Here is a 23,162-nt window from a genome sequence, read left to right on the forward strand (position 1 = left end):
AACATTGATTCGCGTCCAAGAGACGCGAGCGGAGACAGATATGGCGACAGTGACCTTCAATCGTGTGGTCAAGGCGTATGACGGCAACGCCGCGGTGTTGCACGACATCAATCTCGATGTGAAGAACGGCGAGTTCGTCGTGTTCGTCGGACCGTCGGGCTGCGGGAAGTCGACGCTGATGCGCATGCTCGCGGGGCTGGAAACGGTCACGGACGGCGAGATCATGATCGACGGCAAGCGCGTGGACGGTCTGGCGCCGCGCGAGCGCGAAATCGCCATGGTGTTTCAGGATTACGCGCTCTATCCGCACAAGTCCGTCTACGAGAACATGGCGTTCGGTCTGCGTCTGCGTAAAACGCCAAAACTCGAAATCGACTCGCGCGTGAAATCGGCAGCAAAGCTGCTGCAACTCGATCATCTGCTGGAGCGTAAGCCGCGCAATCTATCGGGCGGTCAGCGGCAGCGTGTGGCGATGGGCCGCGCGATCGTACGCAATGCGAAGGTTTTTCTGTTCGACGAGCCGCTGTCGAATCTCGACGCCAAGCTGCGCAACGAAATGCGCGTCGAGATCAAGAAGCTGCACCGGCGGCTGGGCGCGACGATGATCTACGTCACGCATGATCAGGTCGAGGCCATGACGCTTGCGGACCGCATCGCGGTGCTGTCGGCCGGCCGGGTCGTGCAGTACGGCACCCCCGACGAAGTCTATAACGCGCCGCGCACCACCTTCGTGGCGGGCTTCACTGGATCGCCCGCGATGAACCTGCTGGAGCTGGACATCGAGCGGACGCGCGCGCGCGGTCAGGGCATCGACATCGAAATACCCGCCGGCGTACTGGCGAAGCTGAAACCTGGTGAGCGCCGCCTCACGCTCGGCGTTCGGCCCGAATGCCTGAAGTACGCGACGGACGCCGAAGCGGCCGCACAGGGCGGCGCGTGCCCGATCCGCTCGCGCGTGGTGGTGAACGAGCCCCTCGGCGCCGAGACGCTGTGCACGCTGGATCTCGGCGGCCAGCCGCTGGTGGCGCGGCTTCCCGCGGATATCCACTTGTCGCCCGGTGCCGAAGCCTGGCTCTCCGTGAAGCACGAGAAGACCCACTGGTTCGATACGCAAACAGGCGCGTCCCTTCAGCACGCGAGGTCGCGATGAACAGCGTCAGCGTCACCGAGAAACACGCGCAACCGGAACAGCGGCGCTCGCGTTGGCTCGACCCTTCCGACAAGCAGCTCGCCTTCATCCTGCTCGCACCTGCCGCGTTGCTGTTGGGACTGATCGTCGTCTATCCGATCGGCAAGCTGCTGTACAACAGCTTCTTCGACATCCGGCTCTCAGGCGGTCTTGCGCCGAGTTTTGCCGGTCTGCGCAATTACGCGGACGCATTGCACGATCCGGACTTCTGGAACGCGACGAAGAATACGTTGCTCGTCACGGTGATCACGGTGCCCGGCGCGTTCCTCGTCGGTCTGCCGCTGGCGCTCCTCGCGAATCTGCCGTATCGCGTGCGCTGGCCGATCCGTCTCGCCTTGCTGTTGCCGTGGGCGTTGCCGCTGGCGTTTTCCGGTCTCATCTTCGCGTGGTTCTTCAATACGGATCACGGCATCGTCAACGACGTGCTGGTGCGGCTCGGCTTCGAGCCGGTGATGTTTTTGCTGAGCCCCGCCTGGGCGTTCGCGGCTGTGTGCCTGACGACGATCTGGAAGACCTCGTCGTTCGTGGCGCTGATTCTGCTCGCCGGGCTGCAGACGATCCCGCGTTCGCTTTACGAAGCCGCGGAGGTCGATGGGGCAACCCGGCTGCAGAAGTTCTTTCACATCACGTTGCCGATGCTGGTGCCTTCGATCGTCGTGGCGATGATCTTCCGCACCATCAGCGCGCTGCAAACGTTCGACATTCCCTACACGATGGTGCACGGCGGTCCGGGCAACAGCACCACAACGCTGGCAATGCTGATCAACTCGACCATGATCGACTATCTCGACGTCGGCTACGGCGCGGCGCTGGCGGTATTCATGTTTGTGATTTCGCTGGCGATCAGCGTGTTCTATCTCAAGTTCGTGCGAGGAGAAGGCAGAAAATGAATCAGCTACAAGGGCTTTTTAGCGGCGCGCGACTGCGCTGGATCGCGGCGGCGGTCGTCGTGTTCAACGGCTTTTTTCCGGCCGTATGGATTCTGCTGACTTCGTTCAAGAGCGAGGCGGAACTGGCACGCACACCCATCACGTATTTGCCGCACCATGCGACGCTCGCCAACTACGTGCACGCGTTCACGGATCAGCCGCTGCTGGTGTTTCTCGCCAACAGCTTTGTCGTGGCCTTCTGCTCGACAGCGATCGCGGTGCTAGTGGCGGCGTGCGCGGCTTACGCGATTGCGCGCCTCAAGCTGAAGTATCGCGGCTTGATCCTCTCGCTGATCATCGCGTCGTCGATGTTTCCGCTCGTCACCCTGCTCGTGCCGCTGTTCGAAATCATGCGCACGTTGGGGCTGCTCAACACGTACCTTGCGCTGATCATCCCGTATAGCGTGCTGAGTTTGCCCGTCTGCACGCTCGTGCTGGTGAGCTTCTTCCAGGCCATTCCCGAGGACCTGGAAAGCGCGGCCCTGCTCGATGGCTGCACGCGCATCGGTGCGCTGTTTCGGATCGTGCTGCCGTTGTCGGCGCCGGGCGTGTTCACGGCGGAGATCCTGGCGTTCGTGAATTCCTGGGACGAATTTTTGCTGGCGCTTTCGCTCAACTCGTCGCCGGCATTCCGCACGCTGCCGGTCGGCATCACGCTCTACCAGGGTGAGTTCAGATTCCCGTGGCCGCTGATCTCCGCCGCGCTCGTGGTCGCCATCGTGCCCGTGGCGGCGCTGATGGCGATCTTCCAGGAGCGGGTGATCGGCGGCCTCACCGCCGGAGGGTTGAAAGGATGAGCGCGACGCGGCAATACACGCTGTATCCGAGCCTGCATCGGAAGGCCGTATTCGTCTCGGGTGGTGCATCCGGGATCGGCGCGGCACTCGTGGATGCGTTTGTTCAGCAGGGCGCGCGGGTGGCCTTCTGCGATATCGACGAAGCTGCCGGCGCAGCCTTGTGCGATACCTATCCTGCCGAGCAGCGCCCCGTTTTTTTGCGCTGCGACGTGCGCGACGTCGCAGCATTGCATCAGGTATTGGACCGCGCGGCTGACGTGACTGGCCCCATCCGCGTGCTGGTCAACAACGCGGCGCGCGACGATCGTCATGCGCTCGCGGATCTCAGCGAGGCGCGCTGGAATGACCTGCTGGCGGTGAACCTCACGCATCACGTGTTCGCCACGCAACGGGTCGCCCCGGGCATGGCCGGCGCGGGAGGCGGCGCGATCATCAATCTGGGGTCCATCTCCTGGCTACGCGGGCGGCCCAACCTGATCGGCTACACGGCCTCGAAGGCAGCGATCAGCGGGATCACCCGCACGCTGGCGCGGGAACTCGGTGAGCTCAACATTCGGGTGAACGCGGTTCTACCGGGTGCGGTCGTGACGGAGCGGCAACAACGACTGTGGCGCGACGCTGGTGCGGACCAGGGCTATATCGAATCTCAATGCCTGAAGTTCCGCGTCGAGCCGCATCACGTGGCCAGCATGGTGTTGTTTCTGGCGAGCGAGGAGTCCGCTGCGATTACGGGGCAGAACCTGCTCGTCGACGCGGGTCTCGCACAGACTTCCATGGTCGGATGATACGGATACCCAGGTAATAGGGTGACGGAGACCTTCGGGCTCTGGGCAATATCAGGAAAGAAAAGAGGACCGGCAATACCGGTATCGATCTGTGCAGCAGCACAGGCGAACCAAGGCGGGTGGACAAACGGCCGTGGCGAAAAAGGCTGCACTTTTTCTCTCGACCGGCAGCGCTACCTTAAAACAATGCATGACAGGAGACATCGAATGAAACAGCACCCGCTGGGGCGTGCCGCGTTGGGGATGGGCTTGATGGCGCTTGCCGGAGCAAGCCATGCGCAGTCCTCCGTGACGATCTACGGCATTGTCGACGCCGCAGTCCAGTACGTGAAATACGATCACAGCGTCAGTCCAACTGCCCAGGCAGCCACGGGCAACTTGCAGGCGTCGCGCTGGGGCTTTCGCGGCACCGAGGACCTCGGTGGCGGATATAGCGCCAACTTCATGATGGAAACTAACTTCAACACCTATACGGGGGCGGGCGGCGGCGCAACGCTGTGGGCCCGCGGTGCTTCGGTCGGTTTGGGCAGCAAGCAGTACGGTAACCTCGATTTCGGCTACATGTACCTGCCGATCTACTGGACGTTCCTCGGCTCCGACGTCGGCACGTATGGACTCGCCACTTATTCGGCCATCATCACGCTGGAGCACACCTACACGCTCGGCAAATCCGGTACCGGCGGCTTCTATCCGAACTCGGTGCGATACCGGACGCCGAATTACTATGGGCTGTCGTCGGAACTGGGCTACTCGTTCGGCGCGCAGAACGCGAGCGGACAAACCGCTGCCGGGCGCAACCTCGGCTTCAACGTCATCTATTCGCGCAACAGTCTCTGGCTGGCGTACGGTTTCAATCATGACCAGTACTACGCCAACGCGACGACGCTGACTGCCTCCGCGCAACTCACGCACGTACTGAGTGCGACGTATAACTTCGGCCCGGTGATACTTGGCGGCAACTACATTTACACGAAGACCACCGACGGCACCAACTTCTTCGCCTCCGCGGAAATGGTCAATGCGAAGATTCCGGTCGGCCCCGGCGACGTGAACATCGGCGTGGCGCGGCGCATCGAAAACAAGGATGCGAGGGCGCTGGCCTACGACCTCGGCTACGTGTACTACTTCACCAAACGGACGCAACTGTACGCCTACGCCGCTTACATCCAGAACAATTCGAAATCGACGCAAGGCTTCGGTTTGTTGAATTCGAATTTCGCGACGATTACGCCGGGCTTCAAACCCTGGGCTTTTACCGCCGGTCTGCGGACATCGTTCTAAGTTAGTTTCAGTTGGTTTTTCTGGTCGGTGCTTTGGAATATTAAATAAGGATTCCATATGAAAAGGGTGGTGATTAGCGAGTTTATGGACGCGTCTGCAGTGGACAAGTTGCGAGCTGACTTCGAAGTTCAATACGACCCCTCGCTGGTCGAGGTCCCCGAAACCCTTCGCGAAGCACTGGCGGACGCGCATGCACTGATCGTGCGCAATCGCACCCAGGTCACCCGTGCGTTGCTGGATGGCGCGCCGAGCCTGCTCGCCGTCGGACGGCTCGGCGTCGGGCTCGACAATATCGATCTCGACGCCTGCGCCGGCCGCGGCGTGACGGTTCATCCCGCTACGGGAGCCAACGCACAGGCCGTGGCCGAATACGTGATCGCGTCAGCACTCCTGCTGCTGCGCGGCGTCTATTTCGCGAGCACAGACGTGGCGGACGGACGCTGGCCGCGCACTGCGCTTTCGAACGGCCGCGAACTGGCGGGTGCCACGCTTGCCGTGATCGGGTTCGGCGGCATTGGGCAACTTGTGGCGCGGCTTGCCCGTGCGTTGGGCATGCAGGTCGTCGGCCACGACCCGCAACTCTCGACCGATGCGCCCTGTTGGCGGGAAACGGGCGCGCGTGCGGTCTCGCTGGACGACGCGCTGCGTTGTGCCGATGTCGTCACGCTACACGTACCGTTCTTGCCGGCGACACGCAATCTGCTCGACGGTGCGCGGATCGCCATGCTCAAGAAGGGCGCGGTCGTGATCAATACGGCTCGTGGCGGCATTGTCGATGAAGTTGCACTGGCCGCAGCGTTGCGCACCGGGCACGTGGCTGGCGCCGCGCTCGACGTGTTCGCCAATGAGCCGCTTGCCGCGGCATCACCACTCGCGGGCGCGCCCAATCTGATTCTTACGCCGCATATCGCGGGCTTGACCGTGCAATCGAACGAGCGCGTCAGTTCGCTGGTCGCCGAGCGTGTCAAGGCAGCATTGTGTTCGGCGGAGCTCGCGTTGGCGGAGAGAGAGGGCGGCAGGTAATCGGGCGGCGATTGTCGACGCGTCGTGTTGCATCGAAAGCGGGGGGCGTGACGCCCGGAGTTCGCGTTAGCACTCTCCGGGCGCATTGCTTCAGGGAATACCGTTTTCGTATGGCGGCGTGGGTAACGTGGTCGCCCCGACGTATTCATGCTTCGCCGTATTGACATTGGAGATGCGGACTTCGACGGGAACCTGCTGGTAGGAATAGGCGACGCGCCGGATCTCGAGTAGCGGAGCGCCGACTGGGACATCCAGCGACCCGGCCAGGGTGTGATCGGCGACGGTAGCACGCAGGCGTTCTTCGATGCCGGTGACGTAGACGTGGAAGACGTCCTGATAGAAGTTGTAGAGCGTGCTTGGTCGCTCGCGCAGCGCGTCTTCAGTTAAGCCGCGAAAGCGGGATTCGGCCACGACGATGCGATCGATCATCACGACTTCACCTTCTAGCGCGAGGCTATTTGAGAACTTGTAGATAGTTGCACCGGGTGCGATGGCGAGAAGGCGCGCGACGCTGGGAGAGGCCTTGGCCTGTTCAAACGATAACAGCTCGACGGTGGGGAAACGTCTGTCACCTCCCGCTCCGACGACACGAAAGAAGCGGAAAAAATGCCGGTCGCGCTGATGATGAGCAACGAAGGTGCCGAGGCCTTGATGTCGCACGAGGATGTTTTCGGCGACCAGTTCGTCGATCGCTTTGCGCACGGTGCCTATTGAGATCCCGAATCGCTCCGCAAGGCGTCGCTCCGACGGAATGGCCTCGCCGCCTTTCCACTCCTGTGAAGCGAGCGCCGCAAGCAGTGCGTGCTTGGCTTCCTTGTAGCGCTTTCCGCCGATGCCGAGGTTGTCGATTGTCATCTCCGCCGCGCTCCCGTTGTCGTGAGCTGTTGAAAATTTTTACCTTGAGGTTTTATAACATACGTCTCATCCAAAACATATAGATGACATGGTTGACATGAATGTATCGGATGCCTAAGATGTTTTCGTAACGAAGCAGACTGTCGTTGCCAAATCAACAGGCCAACTTCAGGCGCTGGCGGACCGAGGGGTTCGTTTTATTCACATAGGAGACGCAAATGAAAATAGTCAGTCGGAGTAAATGGTTTGCAGCCTGCCTGCTCGCAACGGCGACGATTGCACACGCACAATCTGGCGGCAGCGCGGCCGCTACAGCGAACGCGTCAGCGCCCGTTGCGGTCGCTTCGCCGGTGAGTGCGAAAGCGCAGCGTGCTGCGAATCGTCAGCTCGCGAAAAATGTGCGGCAGGCGCTCGCGCGAACGAAGAACCTGAATATCGTCAACGTGACTGTTCGAGCAAAGCAGGGTGTCGTGACGCTGCAAGGGTCAATGCCTGATAACGGTCAGATCGAGCAGGCCGCGAAAATCGCGAGCGCGGTGAGTGGCGTCGCCAGCGTCAAGAACGATCTGACGACAATCCGACAGGCTCAATGAGCTTGACAGTCCATGCATGCGCGAGAAATCCCAGCGATGACCCGTAATCGAAACGTTATCCTCGCGATCGACGAGGGGACGTCCGGCACACGCGCGGCAGTGGTCGCCGCCGACGGACAGGTTTCCTGCCTCACTTACGAGCCGCTCCGTGTCGACAGTCCACGCTCCGGCGTCGTCGAGCAGGACGCGAACAGCATTCTCGAGAAGACCATCGCGGTGTGCCGCGCGACACTTGCGCGCGCGGCCGCCGAACAATTGAACGTGGTCGCGCTCGCCATTGCGACGCAACGTGCGACCGCCGTGCTATGGGACACCCACACTGGCCGCGCGCTCGTGCCCGCGATGGTCTGGCAGGACACGCGCCACGCTGGTGAACTGAACCGGCTCGCCGAAGCGTGGGATCGCACGTTGATCGAACACGTAGGCCGCCCGGCCGGCGTGCGGTCGCCATATTTATGGGCCGCCCATCATTTAAAGGCAACGCCTTCCGTGATTCTCGCGAATCGCGAGCGCCGCCTCGCGTTCGGCACCATCGACACCTGGCTGCTGTGGCATCTCTCCACCGAACGCGTGTGCGTGACAACGCCGACCAACGCAACTTCCGCAAGCGCGTATCTGCTCGACGAGCACCGCTACTGTCTCGACTGGATCGACGCACTCGGCTTTCCACAAGCCCTGTTGCCCGAACTTCGTCAGGATGCCGATGAATTCGGCCGCACGCGCACCGAGATACTCGGCATCGACGTGCCGATTTTTGCCTGCGCGGGCGACCAGCTCGCGGGCGCTATCGGTCTCGGCTGCCTGGATCGCGGCCAGTCGCTGTGCGTGCATGGCACGGGCAGCTTCGTCGATCTGCTGGTCGGCACGCAGGTCCCTTGCGCGACAGAGACGTCGCGCGACGGCACATTGACGATGACCGCACGCCGCCAGCACAGCGTCTCGCACTTTTCGCTCGAAACCTTCGTGGCGACGACCGGCTCCGCCTTGAACCGGATCTGCGAGCAGTTGCACTGGTTCGACACTCCCGCGCAAATCAGCGCACTCGCCGCGACGGTGAATTCGTCGCGCGGCGTGACGTTTCTGCCCGCCCTGACCGGTTTGCGCGTTCCACAGTTGCAGCCCAACGCGCGCGCCTCGCTGAGTGGCATTTCCATTGCCACGACGCAAGCCGACATCGCTTACGCGATTCTCGAAGGCATCGCACACTCGGTCGCGTTGTGTATCGACGCGAACCAGGCCATCGCGGATGTCACCGCTTCCGAACTGGTTGTCGGCGGCGGGCTTTCCGGCAGCGACACGCTGCTGCAAATCCAGGCCGACCTGAGCGGCATGCCGGTGCGGCGCATGCACGAAAGCGATCGCGCGAGCCTGCGCGGCGCCGCGTTCCTCGCGGGATCGTCGGGCTTGCTGTGGGATTCGCTGCAACACGCGCGCACCACCACCGTCACCGACGCAGTATTCGAACCCTCGGCGAGATCCTTATCGCGTGAAAAGCGGCGCACGTCATGGCACGCAAGGGTCGAGGCGGAACTCGCACACGCAGGTGCGTTCAATCATGGTTGCGGGGACTGATACATGTTGTTTATTCCAGCCAGAAAGGCATCGAAAGAGCGCGCGGAGATGACCGGCACCGAGCCTTTGCGCATGGTGCGCACTGAGCAACTCGAGCGACTCGGTAGCGAGACATTCGATATCGTGATCGTGGGTGGCGGCGTGACCGGCGCGTACGCGGCGCTCGACGCAAGCTTGCGCGGTTATCGCGTGGCGCTGCTGGAAAAGAGCGATTTCGCGTCGGGTACGTCGTCGAAGTCGTCGAAGATGGTGCACGGCGGCTTGCGTTATATCGAGCAGGGCAATCTCGGACTGGTGCGCCACTCTTTGTTAGAGCGGCAACGCTTGCGCCGCAATGCGAGACACCTCGTGCAACGCCTGCCGTTTCTGTTCCCCGTCATGGAGAAAGACGGCGTGTTCGACAAGCGGCTCGCCAAGGCCTTCGAGAGTCTGCTGTGGACTTATGACATTGCCGGCGGCTGGCGCGAAGGCATCTTGCACCAGAAGCTCAGTAAGGCCGAAGTGCTGTCGCACTGTCCCACGTTCAACGAAGAGAACCTCACCGGCGGCTTCATGTATTTCGATGCCCGCGTGGACGATGCGCGCCTCACGCTGAATCTCGCGCGCACCGCGGCGTTTCATGGCGCGTCCGTCGTGAATCACGCGAAGGCTGTCGAAATCACGCGCAATGGGCATGGCAATGTGGACGGCGTGATCGTCCAGGCAGACGAGCGCGAGATACGCGTGCGTGCGGGCGTGGTGATCATGGCCACCGGCGTGTGGCTGCGCGACTGGAATGGCCGCAAGAAGGACGACCCGGCGGCGCTGCAGATTCGTCCCGCCAAGGGCGTGCACGTCGCGATTCCGTGGCTGAAGGTGCGCAACGATTGTACGGTGACGATCCCCGTGCCGGGCCGCAGCCGTCGCGCAACCATCACGCGCTGGGGCAACGTGTCGTATCTCGGGACCACCGACGAAGACTATCGCGGCAATCTCGACGACGTCTGCTGCACGCGTCAGGAACTCGACTTCCTGATCGAAGGCGCGCGCTCCGCCTTGAAGACCGATTTGCGGGCTGAGGACGCGGTGGGCAGCATCGCCGGTTGCCGACCTTTGGTGGGGCCGCCGGGCGGAAAGACCCTGGAAATGAAGCGCAATCATGAAATCCATATCGCGCCGGACGGTCTCGTCACGATCGTCGGCGGCAAGCTCACGACATCGCGGCACATGGCGGAGCAGACCATCGATGCCGCGCAGAAAGTGATCGGCAAGCGCGCGAAATGCCGCACGAAGTCCGCCTATCTGCTCGGCGCGGCGGGTTACGACTCGCAGGCGATCGTCGCATCCGGCGGTTTGTCGGCGCAACTGGGCGAGCGCTACGGCACCGAGGCGCGTTTCGTCACCGACATGCTGGACGGCGACGGGAGCTTGTTGAAGCCGATCGTCGAAGGCCTGCCTTACACCGAAGCCGAAGTGCTTTACGCCGTGAGACACGAACTCGCGTGCAGCGTCGACGACGTGCTGTCGCGCCGCATCCGCGCACGCCTGATGGCACGCGATGCGTCGGCGCGCGCTGCCGCACGCGTCGGCGAAATTTTGCAGACGGAGCTTGGCTTGTCCGGGGCGATCGTCGCCAGGCAGGTGAGCGACTATGTCGCCGCCGTCGAACATGAAAAATCTGTTCTTATGGGAGAAACCGAATGATCAGCAAGGAAGCAATCAAGCGTGGCTACAACCGCGGCAACTATGTCGTCGGCGCGCATACACCACCGGCTTATGTGGCGACGATCAAGGGCTCGACGGGCCAAGCCGGTCTGCAACGCGATCCTGTCCAGGTGAGCGCGCAACAGGTCGACGCGCTGCGCGCCATCGCCGATGACGTGCTCACGCTGGCACCGGACGTGGTGGCCTGGACGCGCGACTGGTGGGCCGCTTCGATGGTGAGCGAAACGGCCGGCAAGCCGGCCACGCCGCACGCCGTGATCGTGCGTGTGTCCACGGTCGAACAGATTCAGGCGGTCATGTTCATCGCGAATGCGGCGTCGATTCCGGTGACCGTTTCCGCGGGCCGCAGCAACGTGACGGGCGCGGCGCTGCCGGTGCGCGGCGGCATCGTGCTGGACGTGTGCGAGCTGAACCGATTGATCGGCTTCGACAAGGACAGCCAGATCGTCGAAGTCGAAGCGGGCATGTTCGGCGACATCTTCGAAGAAACGATTCAGCGCGACTACCGTATGACGATGGGCCACTGGCCGTCCTCGTATGCGATCAGCACGGTCGGCGGCTGGGTGGCGTGCCGCGGCGCGGGGCAACTGTCCACGCGCTACGGCAAGATCGAAGACATGGTGTTCGGTATGGACGTGGTGCTCGCCGACGGCAGCCTCATCAGCGTGGGTGGTTATTCGCGCGCGGCGCTCGGGCCGGATCTGCAGCAGCTTTTCATCGGCTCTGAGGGCACGCTCGGCGTGATCGTGCGCGTGCGTTTCAAGCTGCATCGCCTGCCCGATTACGGCCGTGCGATTGCTTACGGCTTCAAGACCTTTGCGATCGGCCTCGAAGCTTGCCGCCAGATCATGCAACGCGGCGCGAATCCGGCCGCCTTGCGTCTGTACGACGAACTCGAAAGCGGCGTGCAGTTCGGCCTCCCTGAATCGAACGTACTGCTGGTCGCCGACGAAGGCCCGCGCGAAATCGTCGAAGCCGTGCTCACGATCAGCGAACGCGTCTGCGCGGAACTGGGCGAGCGTCTCGACGACAAGGTCATCTTCGAGAAGTGGCTCGACACGCGTTACCTCACGGGCAAGAGCGCCGAAGGTTTCAAGCGCAGCCCCGGCTTCGTGGCCGACACGCTGGAAATGGCGGGTCCGTGGAAAGACCTGCCGGGCATCTATACGGATGTGGTGAATGCGATCAACGCGGTGCCCGGCACGCTCGCCGGTTCGGCGCACCAGTCGCACGCTTATGTGGATGGCGCGTGTCTTTACTTCTCGCTGCGAGGCGAAGTCGAAGTGGAGAATCGCGCGAAGTGGTATCGCGCGGCGTGGGATGCCGCGAACGCGGTGCTCATCAAATACAATGCGGCGTTGAGCCACCACCACGGCGTCGGCCTGTTGCGCGCGCCGTATATGAGCGAATCGCTCGGTAGCGCATTTCCCGTTCTGCAGGCCGTCAAGCGCACATTTGATCCGAAGAACATTCTTAATCCGGGCAAGCTTGGGCTGAGTGACGAGCAAGCTCAGGACACGAAGCGGTAGTCACATAGACAGGCCAACTGGGACGCGCCTCACGCACTCACGGATCGTCGACATGCGGTCACTCTCATATGAGCGCGACGAGGAGCGGTCCCAGTAACGCCAACAGCACAGTTGCGATTGCATACGTAACGGCAAAAGGCACGTTAGGTACTGCGCTTTCTGATTAAGCCGATCCTTAAACGTTCCACCGCAAAAATAGATTGACTCATAGCCGATCGCAGGTCAAAATCTTTCCACTGTAAAAATAGCGTTCGAGTATTAACCACGATCAAAAGAGCGCGCGCGCTGGATCTCGCTGTCAACAGTTCAAGCGCCACGACGCGTTCGGCCTCGCCAATGCTCGAACCAGGCGGACGATAGGTCTTTGCCAATGGCATGGTGCTGAAGATTCGTTCAATCGGCAATTTGCGGGTCGCCGGACATACTATTGCTGAATTAACGATAACCAAGGTGCTGATGATGAATGGAAACGTATTGATTTCCGGGGCGGGTGTCACGGGTCTGGCATTGGCATACTGGCTGGATCGCGCGGGGTTTGCCACCACGCTGATCGAGCAGGCCCCGGCATTTCGCCGAGGCGGGCAAGCCGTCGACATTCGCGGTGTCGCGCTCGATGTCGTCGAGAAGATGCGATTGCTCGACGACGCCCGTGCGTTGCGAACGCGCCTGAAGGGTATGTCGATGTTCGATGCCGCCGGCAACGAAACAGAACGCACCGAGGAACGCACCTTCAGTGCGGGAAGGCTCGACAGCGACGACATCGAAATTTTCCGCGATGACCTGTGCGAGCTTCTCATGGGCGCGATGAGTGAACGCGTCGAATTCGTCTACAACGACAGCATCCGTGCGATCGACGATCAGGGCGACGGCGTGGTGGCGACGTTCGCGAGCGGCGTGAAGCGGAAATTCGATCTGCTGATCGGCGCCGACGGCGTCTACTCGAACGTCCGCAAACAGCGTTTGAACGATGAACCCACGTTTGTTCATCCGTTGGGCGTGGTTCTCGCCCTTTTCTCGACGCCCAACCTGATCAATCTGCTCGATTGGCAACTTGGCCACCGGGAGGAGGGCGTCGGCTACGTGATCTATCCGAGCCGCGACAAGAGCGAACTCCGGATTGGCGTTGGCTTCGCCGCTCCGGAATCCGCGGTGTCCCGAAGCGATATGGAAGCGCAGAAGCTGCTTGTGGCTGGGCAGTGCGCTCACCTGAAGGGCGAATTTCCCCGCTTCATCGACGCAATGAAGACGACCGATCAGTTCTACTACAACGAGCTAGCGCAGATCCGCATGCCGTCCTGGTCCAAAGGCCGTGTCGTGCTTGCCGGCGACGCGGCATATTGCGCGTCCCCTTTCTCGGGACAAGGCACGAGCCTCGGGCTCGTCGGCGCTTTCGTGCTGGCTTGCGAACTGGTTCGGCACTGGGATGATCCGACGCAGGCGTTTGCTGCATACGAACATCGTATGCGGCCGTATGTGGATATCAATCAGGCTCTCGTCGATCTCACTCGCGAGGGCCCGATGCCGGATCACTTATTGACGCAAGCCAAGAACGGTATCGACCTGAGCGACCTGTTGAGAGAGGCGGTATAGCATTCGGAGCGCGGCCGATATGCGCCGGTCGCGCATTGACGGCCGCAACGCCGGCCCTTGCGAAGGCGCAAGGACTTTCAGATGCGAGCAGTAGGAACATCAGCCCAACGTGATCCGGCACGCTGCGCCGACCTCACGTTGGTCCGGTCGGCCGCGATCTGGACTGGCCTGCCGGAACAGCGCGCTACCTCCGATGCCACGTCTTCATTTAACCAGTTCAACCAGGACGAATTCCGTTCGCCGAGAAGAATCAGGTCAGCACCCGTCTCGTCGGCAACAGAAGCGATCGCGCGCCCAATCGTCATTCTGGCCGTCGGCAGCGTAATCATGCGGACTTCTGCTGTACGCGCCTGACTGTCCAGTACATTCCTGACATGCGTGACCACTTCGCGTCCATGCTGCTCCATTGACTCGACAATCAGGTCGACGTAACAGTCGGCGGCTCCAATAAAACAGGGCGTCGGGTCGACTACGTGGAGCGCGACGATTTGGGCATCGTACTTTCGCGCGGCTTCGATGGCAGACGCCAGGATAGTATCGGCGGGACTTGCACTGACTGCGACGAGTATCTTTGTGAACATTCTGGGTACCTCATAAATGACCAGGTAAGCCATCTTGACCACGCAGAATGAGCGCTGAATGAGTTGGAGTAGATCAGGTCGGTCCTGCTACCGGCTTCGATAATTCTCTGCTCATTGCTCGAGCGCACAATGCGTCAGACGGGGCATCACTTTGATTTCACCAGGAGGAATTCAACGACCATGAGCAAAGTCACGAAAAAGCAGTTGCGAAGCCAGGCCTGGTTCGGCAAGACCGACAAGGACGGCTTTATCCATCGGTCCTGGATGAAAAACCAGGGTATCCCCCATGACGAGTTCGACGGCCGCCCAGTGATCGGCATCTGCAACACGTGGTCCGAACTGACACCGTGCAATGCGCATTTCAGGGAACTGGCCGAGTACGTGAAGAAAGGGGTCCACGAGGCGGGTGGACTGCCGCTTGAGTTCCCGGTGATGTCTCTTGGTGAATCGAACCTGCGCCCCACGGCGATGCTGTTCCGCAACCTCGCCTCGATGGATGTCGAGGAGTCAATCCGGGGAAATCCTATCGACGGTGTGATTCTGCTGGTCGGTTGTGACAAGACCACGCCGGCGTTGCTGATGGGCGCCGCCTCGTGCAATCTGCCCACGCTCGCCGTTTCGGGTGGTCCGATGCTCAACGGACGGTTCCGTGGCAGAAGCATCGGCTCGGGCACTGGCGTATGGCAGATGTCCGAGGAAGTTCGCGCCGGCACGATGTCGCAGGAAGAATTCATCAACGCCGAGTCCTGCATGAACCGCTCGCGCGGCCATTGCATGACGATGGGTACCGCATCGACGATGGCGTCGATGGTGGAATCGCTCGGCATGGGGCTGCCGCAAAACGCGGCAATTCCTGCCGTGGATGCCCGCCGCCAGGTACTGGCCCATCTTGCCGGTCGGCAGATCGTTGAAATGGTGCGCGAAGACCTGACAATGGACAGGATCCTTACGCGCGAGGCATTCGAGAACGCAATCCGCACGAATGCGGCAATCGGCGGGTCCACCAATGCGGTCGTGCATCTGCTGGCAATTGCCCGCCGTATCGGCGTACCGCTGTCACTCGAGGACTGGGAACTCGGTTCGAACGTGCCGTGCCTCGCGAACCTGCAGCCGTCCGGCGAGTTCCTGATGGAGGACTTCTACTATGCAGGCGGCTTGCCCGCCGTGCTGCGGCAACTCGGCGAGCAGGGGCTGTTGCATCGTGATGCTTTGACAGTGAATGGCCGCACGATCTGGGAAAACGTCGCCAGCGCGGCGAACTACGATGAGCGCGTCATCACGACATTCGCACAGCCGTTCAAGCCGAAAGCCGGCATCGCGGTGCTGACAGGCAATCTTGCACCCAATGGCGCAGTGATCAAACCGTCGGCGGCGACTGCCGCGCTGCTCAAACATCGTGGCCGGGCGGTGGTGTTCGAGAACGTCGAGGAACTGCACGCGAAGATTGACGACGACTCGCTCGATATCGACGAGCATTGTGTCATGGTACTCAAGGGGGCCGGGCCGAAAGGTTATCCGGGATTTGCCGAAGTGGGCAACATGCCTCTACCGAAAAAGGTGCTGCAAAAAGGTATCACCGACATGGTGCGGATTTCCGACGGCCGCATGAGCGGAACCGCATATGGCACGGTGGTGCTGCATGTATCGCCCGAAGCGGCGGCGGGCGGTCCACTTGCACTGGTACGTACGGACGACATGATCGAACTCGATGTCGAAGCGCGGCGCTTGCATCTCGACGTGGCCGAGGAGGAACTGGCTCGCCGCCGGGCTGAATGGCAAGCGCCCGAGCTGCCCGAGCGCGGGTATTACCGGCTCTACGTCAAGCACGTACTGCAGGCGGATCAGGGCGCGGATCTCGACTTCCTGGTGGGCGCCAGCGGCGCTGCGGTACCGCGTGACTCGCACTGAACCGGACTTCAACGCCATGAATACTTCAACACTTCACGATCCTGGCATTGCCGGGATATACCCCATCCTCTATGCATTCTTTGATCGCGACAACCGCCTCGACCGTGCCGCCATGCGACGGCAGGTTCAGGCGGCAATACGCGCTCAGGCCCCCGGTGTCGCGGTACTGGGACTGGCGACCGAGGTCAACAAGCTCACGCGCGCCGAGCGCGAACAGCTGATCCGCTGGGCGGCCGAGGACTGTACGGGTGAGTTGCCGCTGACGGTAACGATCAGTGGATCCTCGGTGGATGCGCAAAGGGATCTCGCTCGTTTCGCCATTGAGCAAGGTGCGGCGTGGCTGATTCTCCAGCCCCCACCGCTGTCGCCCGGCGAGGCCCCGCGGCCCGAAGCGTTCTATTTCGATTTTTTCGCCAGTGTCATGGAAGGCATCGAGGTGCCGGTCGGTATCCAGAACGCGCCCGAGTATCTGGGGGTGGGCCTCGCACCGGCCAGCCTGCGTGCGCTCGCGACAAGGTGTCCGAATTTTCGTGTGCTCAAGGGTGAGGGACCGTCGGTCACGCTTGCCGACACGATTGCCATGGTTGGCGATCTCATGCCTGTGCTTAACGGTCGCGGCGGAATGGAACTGCTCGACAATCTGCGCGCCGGCTGCGCCGGCATGATCGTTGCGCCCGATTGCTTTGACTGGCAGCAGCGCATCTATCGTGCCTTCCGCAGCGGCGACACGGACCAGGCCGATGCACTGTACCAACAGGTCCTGCCTGCCATCGTGTTCGTCATGCAATCGCTGGACACGCTGATCTGCTACGGCAAGCGCATCGCGGCATGGCGTATGGGTTTCGACGTCGAGCATGATCGTGACGCAAAAATACAGCCGACCCGCTTCGGCCTGGAGGCCGCGCACCGGTTCGCCCAGACGCTGGGACCATTGCCCTGATCAACGTGAACGGGCCTACCTGTTACTCATCCTGGACAGGACTCGATTTTGAAATTTTCCCGCCACCCAGGACAAGTTTGTGGATATTGCCCGGATACACCCACTCGCGAGCTTGACGCTCGATTAAGTCCATAAATGTTGGAGGACCGCTGCAGTAGACCTGTGTGTTCGCATGGGCGGGGCTCAGCGCGTGGTGAGTTGTCTGTATCAATCGCTCAGCAGCCAAGCCAAAATGTTGATAGACCTTGCCGTGGCTTTGAAGCGCGTCAAGTTCGTCGCGAAAGACTGCCCGTTCAGGTGAACGGGCGAAGTTGTGCAGTTCGAAGCTTTGGTTTGCCGACGCAAGCTGTCTTGCGATACCCAGGATCGACGCAGTTCCAACGCCGCCAGCAAAAAGTAACGATCGTCCGCGCCCGTCTAAAACAATTGTAGGATTCCGTGGCGTACCAACAAATGCTTCGTCTCCCTGATTAAATGAAACGTCAGTTGTTTTCGTATCTGTGTCGCCATCATGTTGTCTCACAGCGATTACGTATCCAAGAGGTTGAGACGAAGAGCAACACAGCGGGTAAGTTTTTTCGTTGTAGTTAGCGTTGTCCAGAACAAGCGTAACGCAAGCTCCATCGGCAAAAGGCGGAACCTCGGACCGGGACCTGGTTTGAAGTTGAACGGCATCGTATCCCTCTGCAAGTTGCCATTTCCGTGAAACGATGACTGAGACGAGGTTGTCGCGCATGTTTTCTCCAGTAGGACCTTCACCTTCCGAAATCGGGGGTTTGTCGGTGTACGGATCGAAGTAAATGGCCGGTCTAGGACACTGATGCAAGGAGGGCTGAACGTCAAACTCAGGGTAGAACGGAACGGGAACCTCCAGCAAGGCGTTCGGCGCGAATACCAGTTATATAAACTCGCGAATAGTCTTCTGGGCGGTATTGCGCTTTGAAAGCGGACGGCGTCGTTACGTCGGCTCGGAGGGCGGAAGTGGGCCCAGTGGGCCCGACAAGGCTGAGTGCGTGCGGCCGGTGGTAGACCTTCCGTTTGCGTTTGGTCGGAGATTTAAACGACCGCTACGCTAGGACCAGATCGAAAAAGAGCGTGGCGTGACGGTATCGCCTTCAACGCTTGTCGGTGATGAAATCGCCGGTCTTGTCGCGCCTGCCCTCGCGTTGTGGCGGACGATCGTGGAAATCGTCCGCAAAGAGTTCGTTGAACAAGGCCCCTTTCGCTCGGCGCTGCACCTCTTCGGTATTACGGCGAACAACGTCTGTAGCGGGCCCACTGATCTTAGCGGGCATTGTTGCCCTCCCTGTTTTTGCACCCGGCTGTGGTTCGATATCTGGCGTAGGCGGCGGGAAAGCTGCGGGACTGCGACGAGAACGCGAGGAAACATGAAAAACTAAACATGATCGCCCACGACGCTCAATCTGACGAGTTCAGTAGCATGCCGAACGAATGATTTGTCCTGACTGGGGATGGGTGATGTTCGGCTCGTACGGCCGTCCAGGTGTTGCGCGGGTAAGGCTCGAAAAAAAACACATTGCCGATTGCACTTTCAATGGTCAATGTACGTGGGGGATTTCCGGTTGCCTCAGCGGTAAATGCCTCACTTATGTAGTCGCGGGTTCCCACTTCTTGTCTCCGTATACCCTTTCATCAGGGCGTTCTTGCACATCGAAGAGCCATCGAGGTGCGGTTGATTTCACGCATCTTGCGTCACGAGGCGACGCGTCAAAGCCAACTCGGCGTGGCGTGTCACCCGCTGCGATCGTTGGCAAACTCAGACGAAACGCGGCCGCCTCTCAGCGGAATTGCTTCGGCCGATCAAGATCGGCCGAAGCAATTTCAATGTCGAGTCAACTCTCTTCGACAAACGTCAGGAATTCATCCACTGCTGTGATGGTCTCACTCAGCTTTTCAACCTGCGGGATATGGCCGCAATCGTCAATTATCGCCACCGTAATATCGGCGACTTCCTTCTGCCATTCTTCGGTATAGCGAACCGGTACGATTGCATCGTCGCGACCCCATACGAGCAGTACGGACGCGTTCAACCGGTGAAGGCGAGTTCGCAGACCACGTTCGGGAATCGGCCACGCAAACTTGCCGGTACAACCGAAGGCCCACACCCTGGCCGCGATGGCAGAGGCGGCGATGTTGGCGTCCTCGGGGAGCGCAAGCATCGACTGGGCGGCGCGACTCGCAGGGTCTTTGAACAGGAGTCCAGGCAACCGTTCGGCCGGGGCCGAAATCCAGTCGATGATCGGCAGGTCTTCACGCCAGAGGCCAATCGGATCCAGAAGGATCACCCGTGAAAAAAGATCAGGAAACGTGGCTGCGAGTTCGGCCGCAAGCATCCCGCCAAACGATTGGCCGACGACAACTGGATCGTGAAGTCCGAGCGAACGAACTAGTTCTTCATAGACCAATACGACGTCCGCAAGATTGTGAATGGCGTGGATCGCGTAAGGATCGCCAGCGCTGGTGCCGGGAAACTCCGGAGCGTAGACGGTATAGCGCTGCGCAAGGTAGGACAGGAACGGATCCCACACAAGTCCAGCCGACGGATGAAGGTAGAGTAGTGGCGCGCCATTTCCGGCAACCTTGACGCGCATCTTGAGGCGTCCATTCCAGACCAGCAACGTTTTTTCGCTGATGGCGGGGCCCTGTGTATGAATTTCTGTAGGCATGGGTGATCTCCTTTAGCGATTGGCAGTGGCAACCGGGCGCTCGACGCTGGACTTTTTTGTCTCTCCGCTCGAAACGTGCACAGTCGCAGAGGCGCCTGCGGTGACGGGCTTCGGAGTTCCACCGAGCCGTTCTGGCCACCAGTGGTGGACATGCTCGCTACCGGCCCAGATGTTGCGAAGGTATGGCGCGACTTCGTCTGCGAAGAGTTGCACGTTTTTCATCGCAAGATGCCTGGGCAGCGAACCAAACGTCAGCATGGCGTGGAGATTTCCAATACCGTAGAGCTTGAGATATTCTGCGAGCTGTTCGCGTACGGTCGCGGGACTGCCGGCGATCACGCAGCCTGCGTCGACGAGTTCGCGATAAGTTGCCGTTCGAAGTCGGTCCACCATGCCAAAGTCGCCAGGGTCTTTGACCAACGCTTCGACGCCACGAATGTCAATACCGCCCGGCAGTCCAAGCTTTTCGACCGGGATACTGCCGAGACCTTTGCGGAAGCTGTATTCGAGATGCTTCGCGTAGTCCTCTTCGGCCTGCGCGTCGGTCTCGGCAACCGCGATAGTCTGCACAAATCCCATGCGATAGGGATTGCGGGACACACCAATCTGGTCCGCCGCTTCCCAAAACCGATCAAAAATACGCTTGCCGGTGAGCTTCGCGCCAAACCAGCTTAGGTAGTTGAAAGCCATATTCCGCTCCAGGCACATCTGCATCGTGCGCGGATTTCCGGTGCCGGTGATATACACGGGAATGTCGCGTTGCAGAGGCCGGGGCCAAATGTTGACCTGCGGGTACTGACCGAACCGTCCATTGAAAGCAAATGGTTCGGTTTGTTTCCAGGCGCGCAGGATCAGTTCGAGGCCTTCGTCGAAACGCGGTCGGATTTCAATTGGGGGAACGCCATTGTTGATCGCGGCATCATATGAGAGACCGATCGGAAAACCGGCAACGAGGCGTCCTCCGCTTATCACGTCGATCATGGCGTATTCTTCGGCGACGCGAAGCGGCTCTCGTGCCTTGCCCAGCGAACGACCCATCGGGACGATCGCCACGTCGAGCCCTTCGGCCTCGGTCATATACGCCAACGCACTGGCGATGAGATCGGGATTGGGGACCATGTCGTACGCCGACTGGCTGTGCTCGGTCACTGCGAGTCCGTCAAAACCCGAGCGTCCGGCGAACATCAGTACGTCAAGGAAGTCGCGCATCGACGAATAAACGCCGTCGCGCGTAGTGAGCGAGTAGGGTGTACTGCAAACGGATTCGTACTGTCGTTCGAAATCATCAGGCAGGCCCCGGTAGGGGGCTTGCGAGAACAGAGTGATTTTCATGTCTCCTCCATAGGTATTGGAAACCACGTGGTGTCGTAGAAGCGACGGATTCAAGCCGCCTCGGTATGCTGTTGCAGTCGGTGAGCGGCGCCTATCCAGCTGGGAACAGGCGGGTTATCCAAGCTCAGGACCATCGGCCCATCGAGCATTGGCAGGCCAGCGCTGGTAAATCGACCGTCACTGAATAGCAGCGGGGCACCCTCGCGCGTCAGACTGCTTGTCACCTCGCCAATCTGCAACACGTGATCGCCACCGTCATAGCGTTGCCAGGGCTTACACCTGAAGACGGCGATCGCCTCAGACAGGCTTGGCGGATCATCGCCGCTCGTGGCATCCCATGCGATAGCGCTGCCGGGCTGAGGTCGGCCGGCAAAATGCATCGCCACGTCCATCTGATCGGCGCGCAGCACGTTGATTGCGAAAGGTAGTCGATCGATCGCGGCGCTGATCCTGGTTGTGCGAGACAACGAGACCAGGACCAGGGGTGGGTCAAGCGACACCGACGTGAACGAGTTCAACGTTGCTCCGCGAACGCCGTCGGCGCTCAGGTAGGTCACCACCGTTACGCCTGTAGCGAACCGGCCAAAGCACTGGCGCAGATTGCGAGCATCTGTCTTCGCGTCCATCTTTCCTCTCCATAGTGTGGCGTGGGAGAACCGTCGACATCGAGCGGTCGTCAAGCACGCCTGTAACCGCCGTCCTTGGCCGTCTGGCTTCGGACGCATAACGTGCGTTATGGTTTTGGCGCACGGCCCTCGAATGCGTCCTGAAGCAGCGCACGAATCGGTCCCTGTTCGACGGGCCGCGGATTCGGGTACGGACTGGAGCTCGCGAGTTTCGCCGCCCGATCGAGATCTGACTCCGACATGCCGATGTCACGCAGTGCAAGTTGAGTACCGCCGGTCTGAGCAAGATCGAAAGCACCGAGTGGTGCGTCTACCGTGCCGAGCGCGTTAGCAATACGATTCATTGCCTCAGGTGCGGCGCGCGCGTTGTATGCCAACGCATGCGGAAGAACGATGGTGTGAGTCGCAGCATGTGGAAGGCCAAAGCTGCCACCGAGTGTATGGCACAGCTTATGATGTAGCGCCATGCCGACTGAGCCAAGCACGGTTCCTGCTAGCCACGCGCCGTAAAGCATGAGCCGACGCGCTTCAACATCGCTTCCGTCGGCACACACGGCAGGAATGCCTTTGGCGAGCGCAGCGATGGCCTCTTCGGCCAGAAGGCTCGTTACAGGATTCGCGTCGGGCGCATACAATCCTTCCGCTGCATGGGCGAGGGCATTGATGCCGCTGGTAACAGACATCGCCACGGGTAACGATAACGTCAGTTCCGGATCGTAGATAACGGCGCGAGGTAGTACTCTGCGGCTGGTTCCAGTGTTCTTGATTCCGGCTTCGGTGATGCCATAGATTGGCGTCATCTCGCTTCCCGCATACGTGGTCGGAATGGCAATAATGGGTAGATCCGATTTGAGCGCGATCGCTTTGCCGAGGCCGATCGCAGAACCGCCGCCAATCGCAATCGCACAGTCTGCGTGCAGGGACCTCGCGACGGCCTGCGCTTCTGTGACGACTTCGATGGGCACGTGCATGGCGGCTCCGCTAAAGACGCCGATCGCGCGATTGCCTGGCTTAAATGCGATTGCCTCACCTAGCTCGCGTTGTGCGGGCGAACACAAGACCAGCGCGCGAGTCGCCCCAAGTGCACGCACCTCTTTTTCAAGGTGCTGCAAGCTGCCAGCGCCGAACAGGACGCGACCGGGGTTAGCGCGGTAGATGAAATCAGGTACACGCATGTCTCACTCCAACAGGTAGTCGACCCGATGGCGACCCGTCCCTATGCCATCGAGTTCGAACTGAAC

The 23,162-nt window shown here is 60.7% G+C and carries 21 protein-coding genes; 13 read left to right on the plus strand and 8 right to left on the minus strand.

Annotated features, from left to right (window positions below; all coding sequences use genetic code 11):
• Positions 1-40 precede the first annotated feature (40 nt).
• The 6 genes from HF916_RS17355 to HF916_RS17380 all read left to right on the plus strand — a co-directional run bounded on the left by HF916_RS17355 (position 41) and on the right by HF916_RS17380 (position 6,004).
• Entirely contained in the window at positions 41-1,150 is a 1,110-nt protein-coding gene (locus HF916_RS17355; protein WP_168790107.1) for an ABC transporter ATP-binding protein, read from the plus strand.
• The gene (locus tag HF916_RS17360; protein ID WP_168790108.1) at positions 1,147-2,079 is read left to right on the plus strand and encodes a carbohydrate ABC transporter permease; all 933 of its coding nucleotides are present in this window, start codon (positions 1,147-1,149) and stop codon (positions 2,077-2,079) included. The genes HF916_RS17355 and HF916_RS17360 overlap by 4 nt, the downstream gene beginning before the upstream one ends.
• Complete coding sequence (locus tag HF916_RS17365; RefSeq protein ID WP_168790109.1) at positions 2,076-2,915, plus strand: carbohydrate ABC transporter permease; 840 nt, start codon at positions 2,076-2,078, stop codon at positions 2,913-2,915. Before HF916_RS17360 ends, HF916_RS17365 begins: the two co-directional genes overlap by 4 nt.
• Positions 2,912-3,700 (plus strand): SDR family NAD(P)-dependent oxidoreductase, encoded by a 789-nt coding sequence (locus HF916_RS17370; RefSeq protein WP_168790110.1) that lies wholly within the window; start codon positions 2,912-2,914, stop codon positions 3,698-3,700. The genes HF916_RS17365 and HF916_RS17370 overlap by 4 nt, the downstream gene beginning before the upstream one ends.
• Positions 3,701-3,907: 207 nt before the next feature.
• Positions 3,908-4,981, plus strand: coding sequence for a porin (locus HF916_RS17375; protein WP_168790111.1), 1,074 nt, complete (start codon positions 3,908-3,910; stop codon positions 4,979-4,981).
• A 57-nt stretch (positions 4,982-5,038) separates the two neighbouring features.
• Positions 5,039-6,004: a hydroxyacid dehydrogenase gene (locus HF916_RS17380; protein WP_168790112.1), complete on the plus strand. Its 966-nt coding sequence runs from the start codon at positions 5,039-5,041 to the stop codon at positions 6,002-6,004.
• A 90-nt stretch (positions 6,005-6,094) separates the two neighbouring features.
• On the opposite strand, the gene HF916_RS17385 is transcribed toward HF916_RS17380, so the two are convergent.
• The gene (locus HF916_RS17385) at positions 6,095-6,859 is read right to left on the minus strand and encodes a GntR family transcriptional regulator (protein WP_168790113.1); all 765 of its coding nucleotides are present in this window, start codon (positions 6,857-6,859) and stop codon (positions 6,095-6,097) included.
• A gap of 218 nt (positions 6,860-7,077) precedes the next feature.
• Between HF916_RS17385 and HF916_RS17390 the strand changes: the two genes are divergently transcribed.
• The 5 genes from HF916_RS17390 (at position 7,078) to HF916_RS17410 (ending at position 13,847) form a co-directional block, all read left to right on the plus strand.
• Complete coding sequence (locus HF916_RS17390; protein WP_168790114.1) at positions 7,078-7,452, plus strand: BON domain-containing protein; 375 nt, start codon at positions 7,078-7,080, stop codon at positions 7,450-7,452.
• A 36-nt stretch (positions 7,453-7,488) separates the two neighbouring features.
• A complete protein-coding gene (locus tag HF916_RS17395; protein WP_168790115.1) occupies positions 7,489-9,024 on the plus strand; it encodes an FGGY family carbohydrate kinase in 1,536 nt (511 codons plus the stop codon).
• 3 nt (positions 9,025-9,027) lie between these two features.
• Complete coding sequence (locus HF916_RS17400; RefSeq protein WP_168790116.1) at positions 9,028-10,707, plus strand: glycerol-3-phosphate dehydrogenase/oxidase; 1,680 nt, start codon at positions 9,028-9,030, stop codon at positions 10,705-10,707.
• Positions 10,704-12,257, plus strand: coding sequence for an FAD-binding oxidoreductase (locus HF916_RS17405; protein ID WP_168790117.1), 1,554 nt, complete (start codon positions 10,704-10,706; stop codon positions 12,255-12,257). Before HF916_RS17400 ends, HF916_RS17405 begins: the two co-directional genes overlap by 4 nt.
• A 459-nt stretch (positions 12,258-12,716) precedes the next feature.
• Positions 12,717-13,847, plus strand: a complete 1,131-nt coding sequence (locus HF916_RS17410) for an FAD-dependent monooxygenase (protein WP_168790118.1) — start codon at positions 12,717-12,719, stop codon at positions 13,845-13,847.
• 77 nt (positions 13,848-13,924) lie between these two features.
• Here HF916_RS17410 and HF916_RS17415 read toward each other — a convergent pair whose 3' ends face one another.
• Positions 13,925-14,461, minus strand: a complete 537-nt coding sequence (locus HF916_RS17415) for a universal stress protein (RefSeq protein WP_206001904.1) — start codon at positions 14,459-14,461, stop codon at positions 13,925-13,927.
• Between the two features lie 147 nt (positions 14,462-14,608).
• Between HF916_RS17415 and HF916_RS17420 the strand changes: the two genes are divergently transcribed.
• Together HF916_RS17420 and HF916_RS17425 are read left to right on the plus strand one after the other, a co-directional pair.
• Complete coding sequence (locus HF916_RS17420; protein ID WP_168790120.1) at positions 14,609-16,336, plus strand: IlvD/Edd family dehydratase; 1,728 nt, start codon at positions 14,609-14,611, stop codon at positions 16,334-16,336.
• A 16-nt stretch (positions 16,337-16,352) separates the two neighbouring features.
• The gene (locus HF916_RS17425; protein ID WP_206001905.1) at positions 16,353-17,276 is read left to right on the plus strand and encodes a dihydrodipicolinate synthase family protein; all 924 of its coding nucleotides are present in this window, start codon (positions 16,353-16,355) and stop codon (positions 17,274-17,276) included.
• 22 nt (positions 17,277-17,298) lie between these two features.
• On the opposite strand, the gene HF916_RS17430 is transcribed toward HF916_RS17425, so the two are convergent.
• The 6 genes from HF916_RS17430 to HF916_RS17455 all read right to left on the minus strand — a co-directional run bounded on the left by HF916_RS17430 (position 17,299) and on the right by HF916_RS17455 (position 23,096).
• Complete coding sequence (locus HF916_RS17430; protein ID WP_168790121.1) at positions 17,299-18,012, minus strand: oxidoreductase; 714 nt, start codon at positions 18,010-18,012, stop codon at positions 17,299-17,301.
• Between the two features lie 379 nt (positions 18,013-18,391).
• Entirely contained in the window at positions 18,392-18,571 is a 180-nt protein-coding gene (locus tag HF916_RS17435) for a hypothetical protein (RefSeq protein WP_206001906.1), read from the minus strand.
• Positions 18,572-19,129: 558 nt separating this feature from the next.
• Positions 19,130-19,963, minus strand: coding sequence for an alpha/beta fold hydrolase (locus tag HF916_RS17440; protein WP_168790122.1), 834 nt, complete (start codon positions 19,961-19,963; stop codon positions 19,130-19,132).
• Between the two features lie 12 nt (positions 19,964-19,975).
• On the minus strand, positions 19,976-21,295 hold the full coding sequence (locus HF916_RS17445) for an LLM class flavin-dependent oxidoreductase (RefSeq protein ID WP_168790123.1): 1,320 nt from the start codon (positions 21,293-21,295) through the stop codon (positions 19,976-19,978).
• 50 nt (positions 21,296-21,345) lie between these two features.
• The gene (locus tag HF916_RS17450; RefSeq protein WP_168790124.1) at positions 21,346-21,921 is read right to left on the minus strand and encodes a flavin reductase family protein; all 576 of its coding nucleotides are present in this window, start codon (positions 21,919-21,921) and stop codon (positions 21,346-21,348) included.
• 107 nt (positions 21,922-22,028) lie between these two features.
• On the minus strand, positions 22,029-23,096 hold the full coding sequence (locus HF916_RS17455; RefSeq protein WP_168790125.1) for a maleylacetate reductase: 1,068 nt from the start codon (positions 23,094-23,096) through the stop codon (positions 22,029-22,031).
• Positions 23,097-23,162: the final 66 nt, after the last annotated feature.

The sequence above is a fragment of the Paraburkholderia aromaticivorans genome (genome assembly GCF_012689525.1).
Lineage (GTDB): Bacteria > Pseudomonadota > Gammaproteobacteria > Burkholderiales > Burkholderiaceae > Paraburkholderia > Paraburkholderia aromaticivorans_A.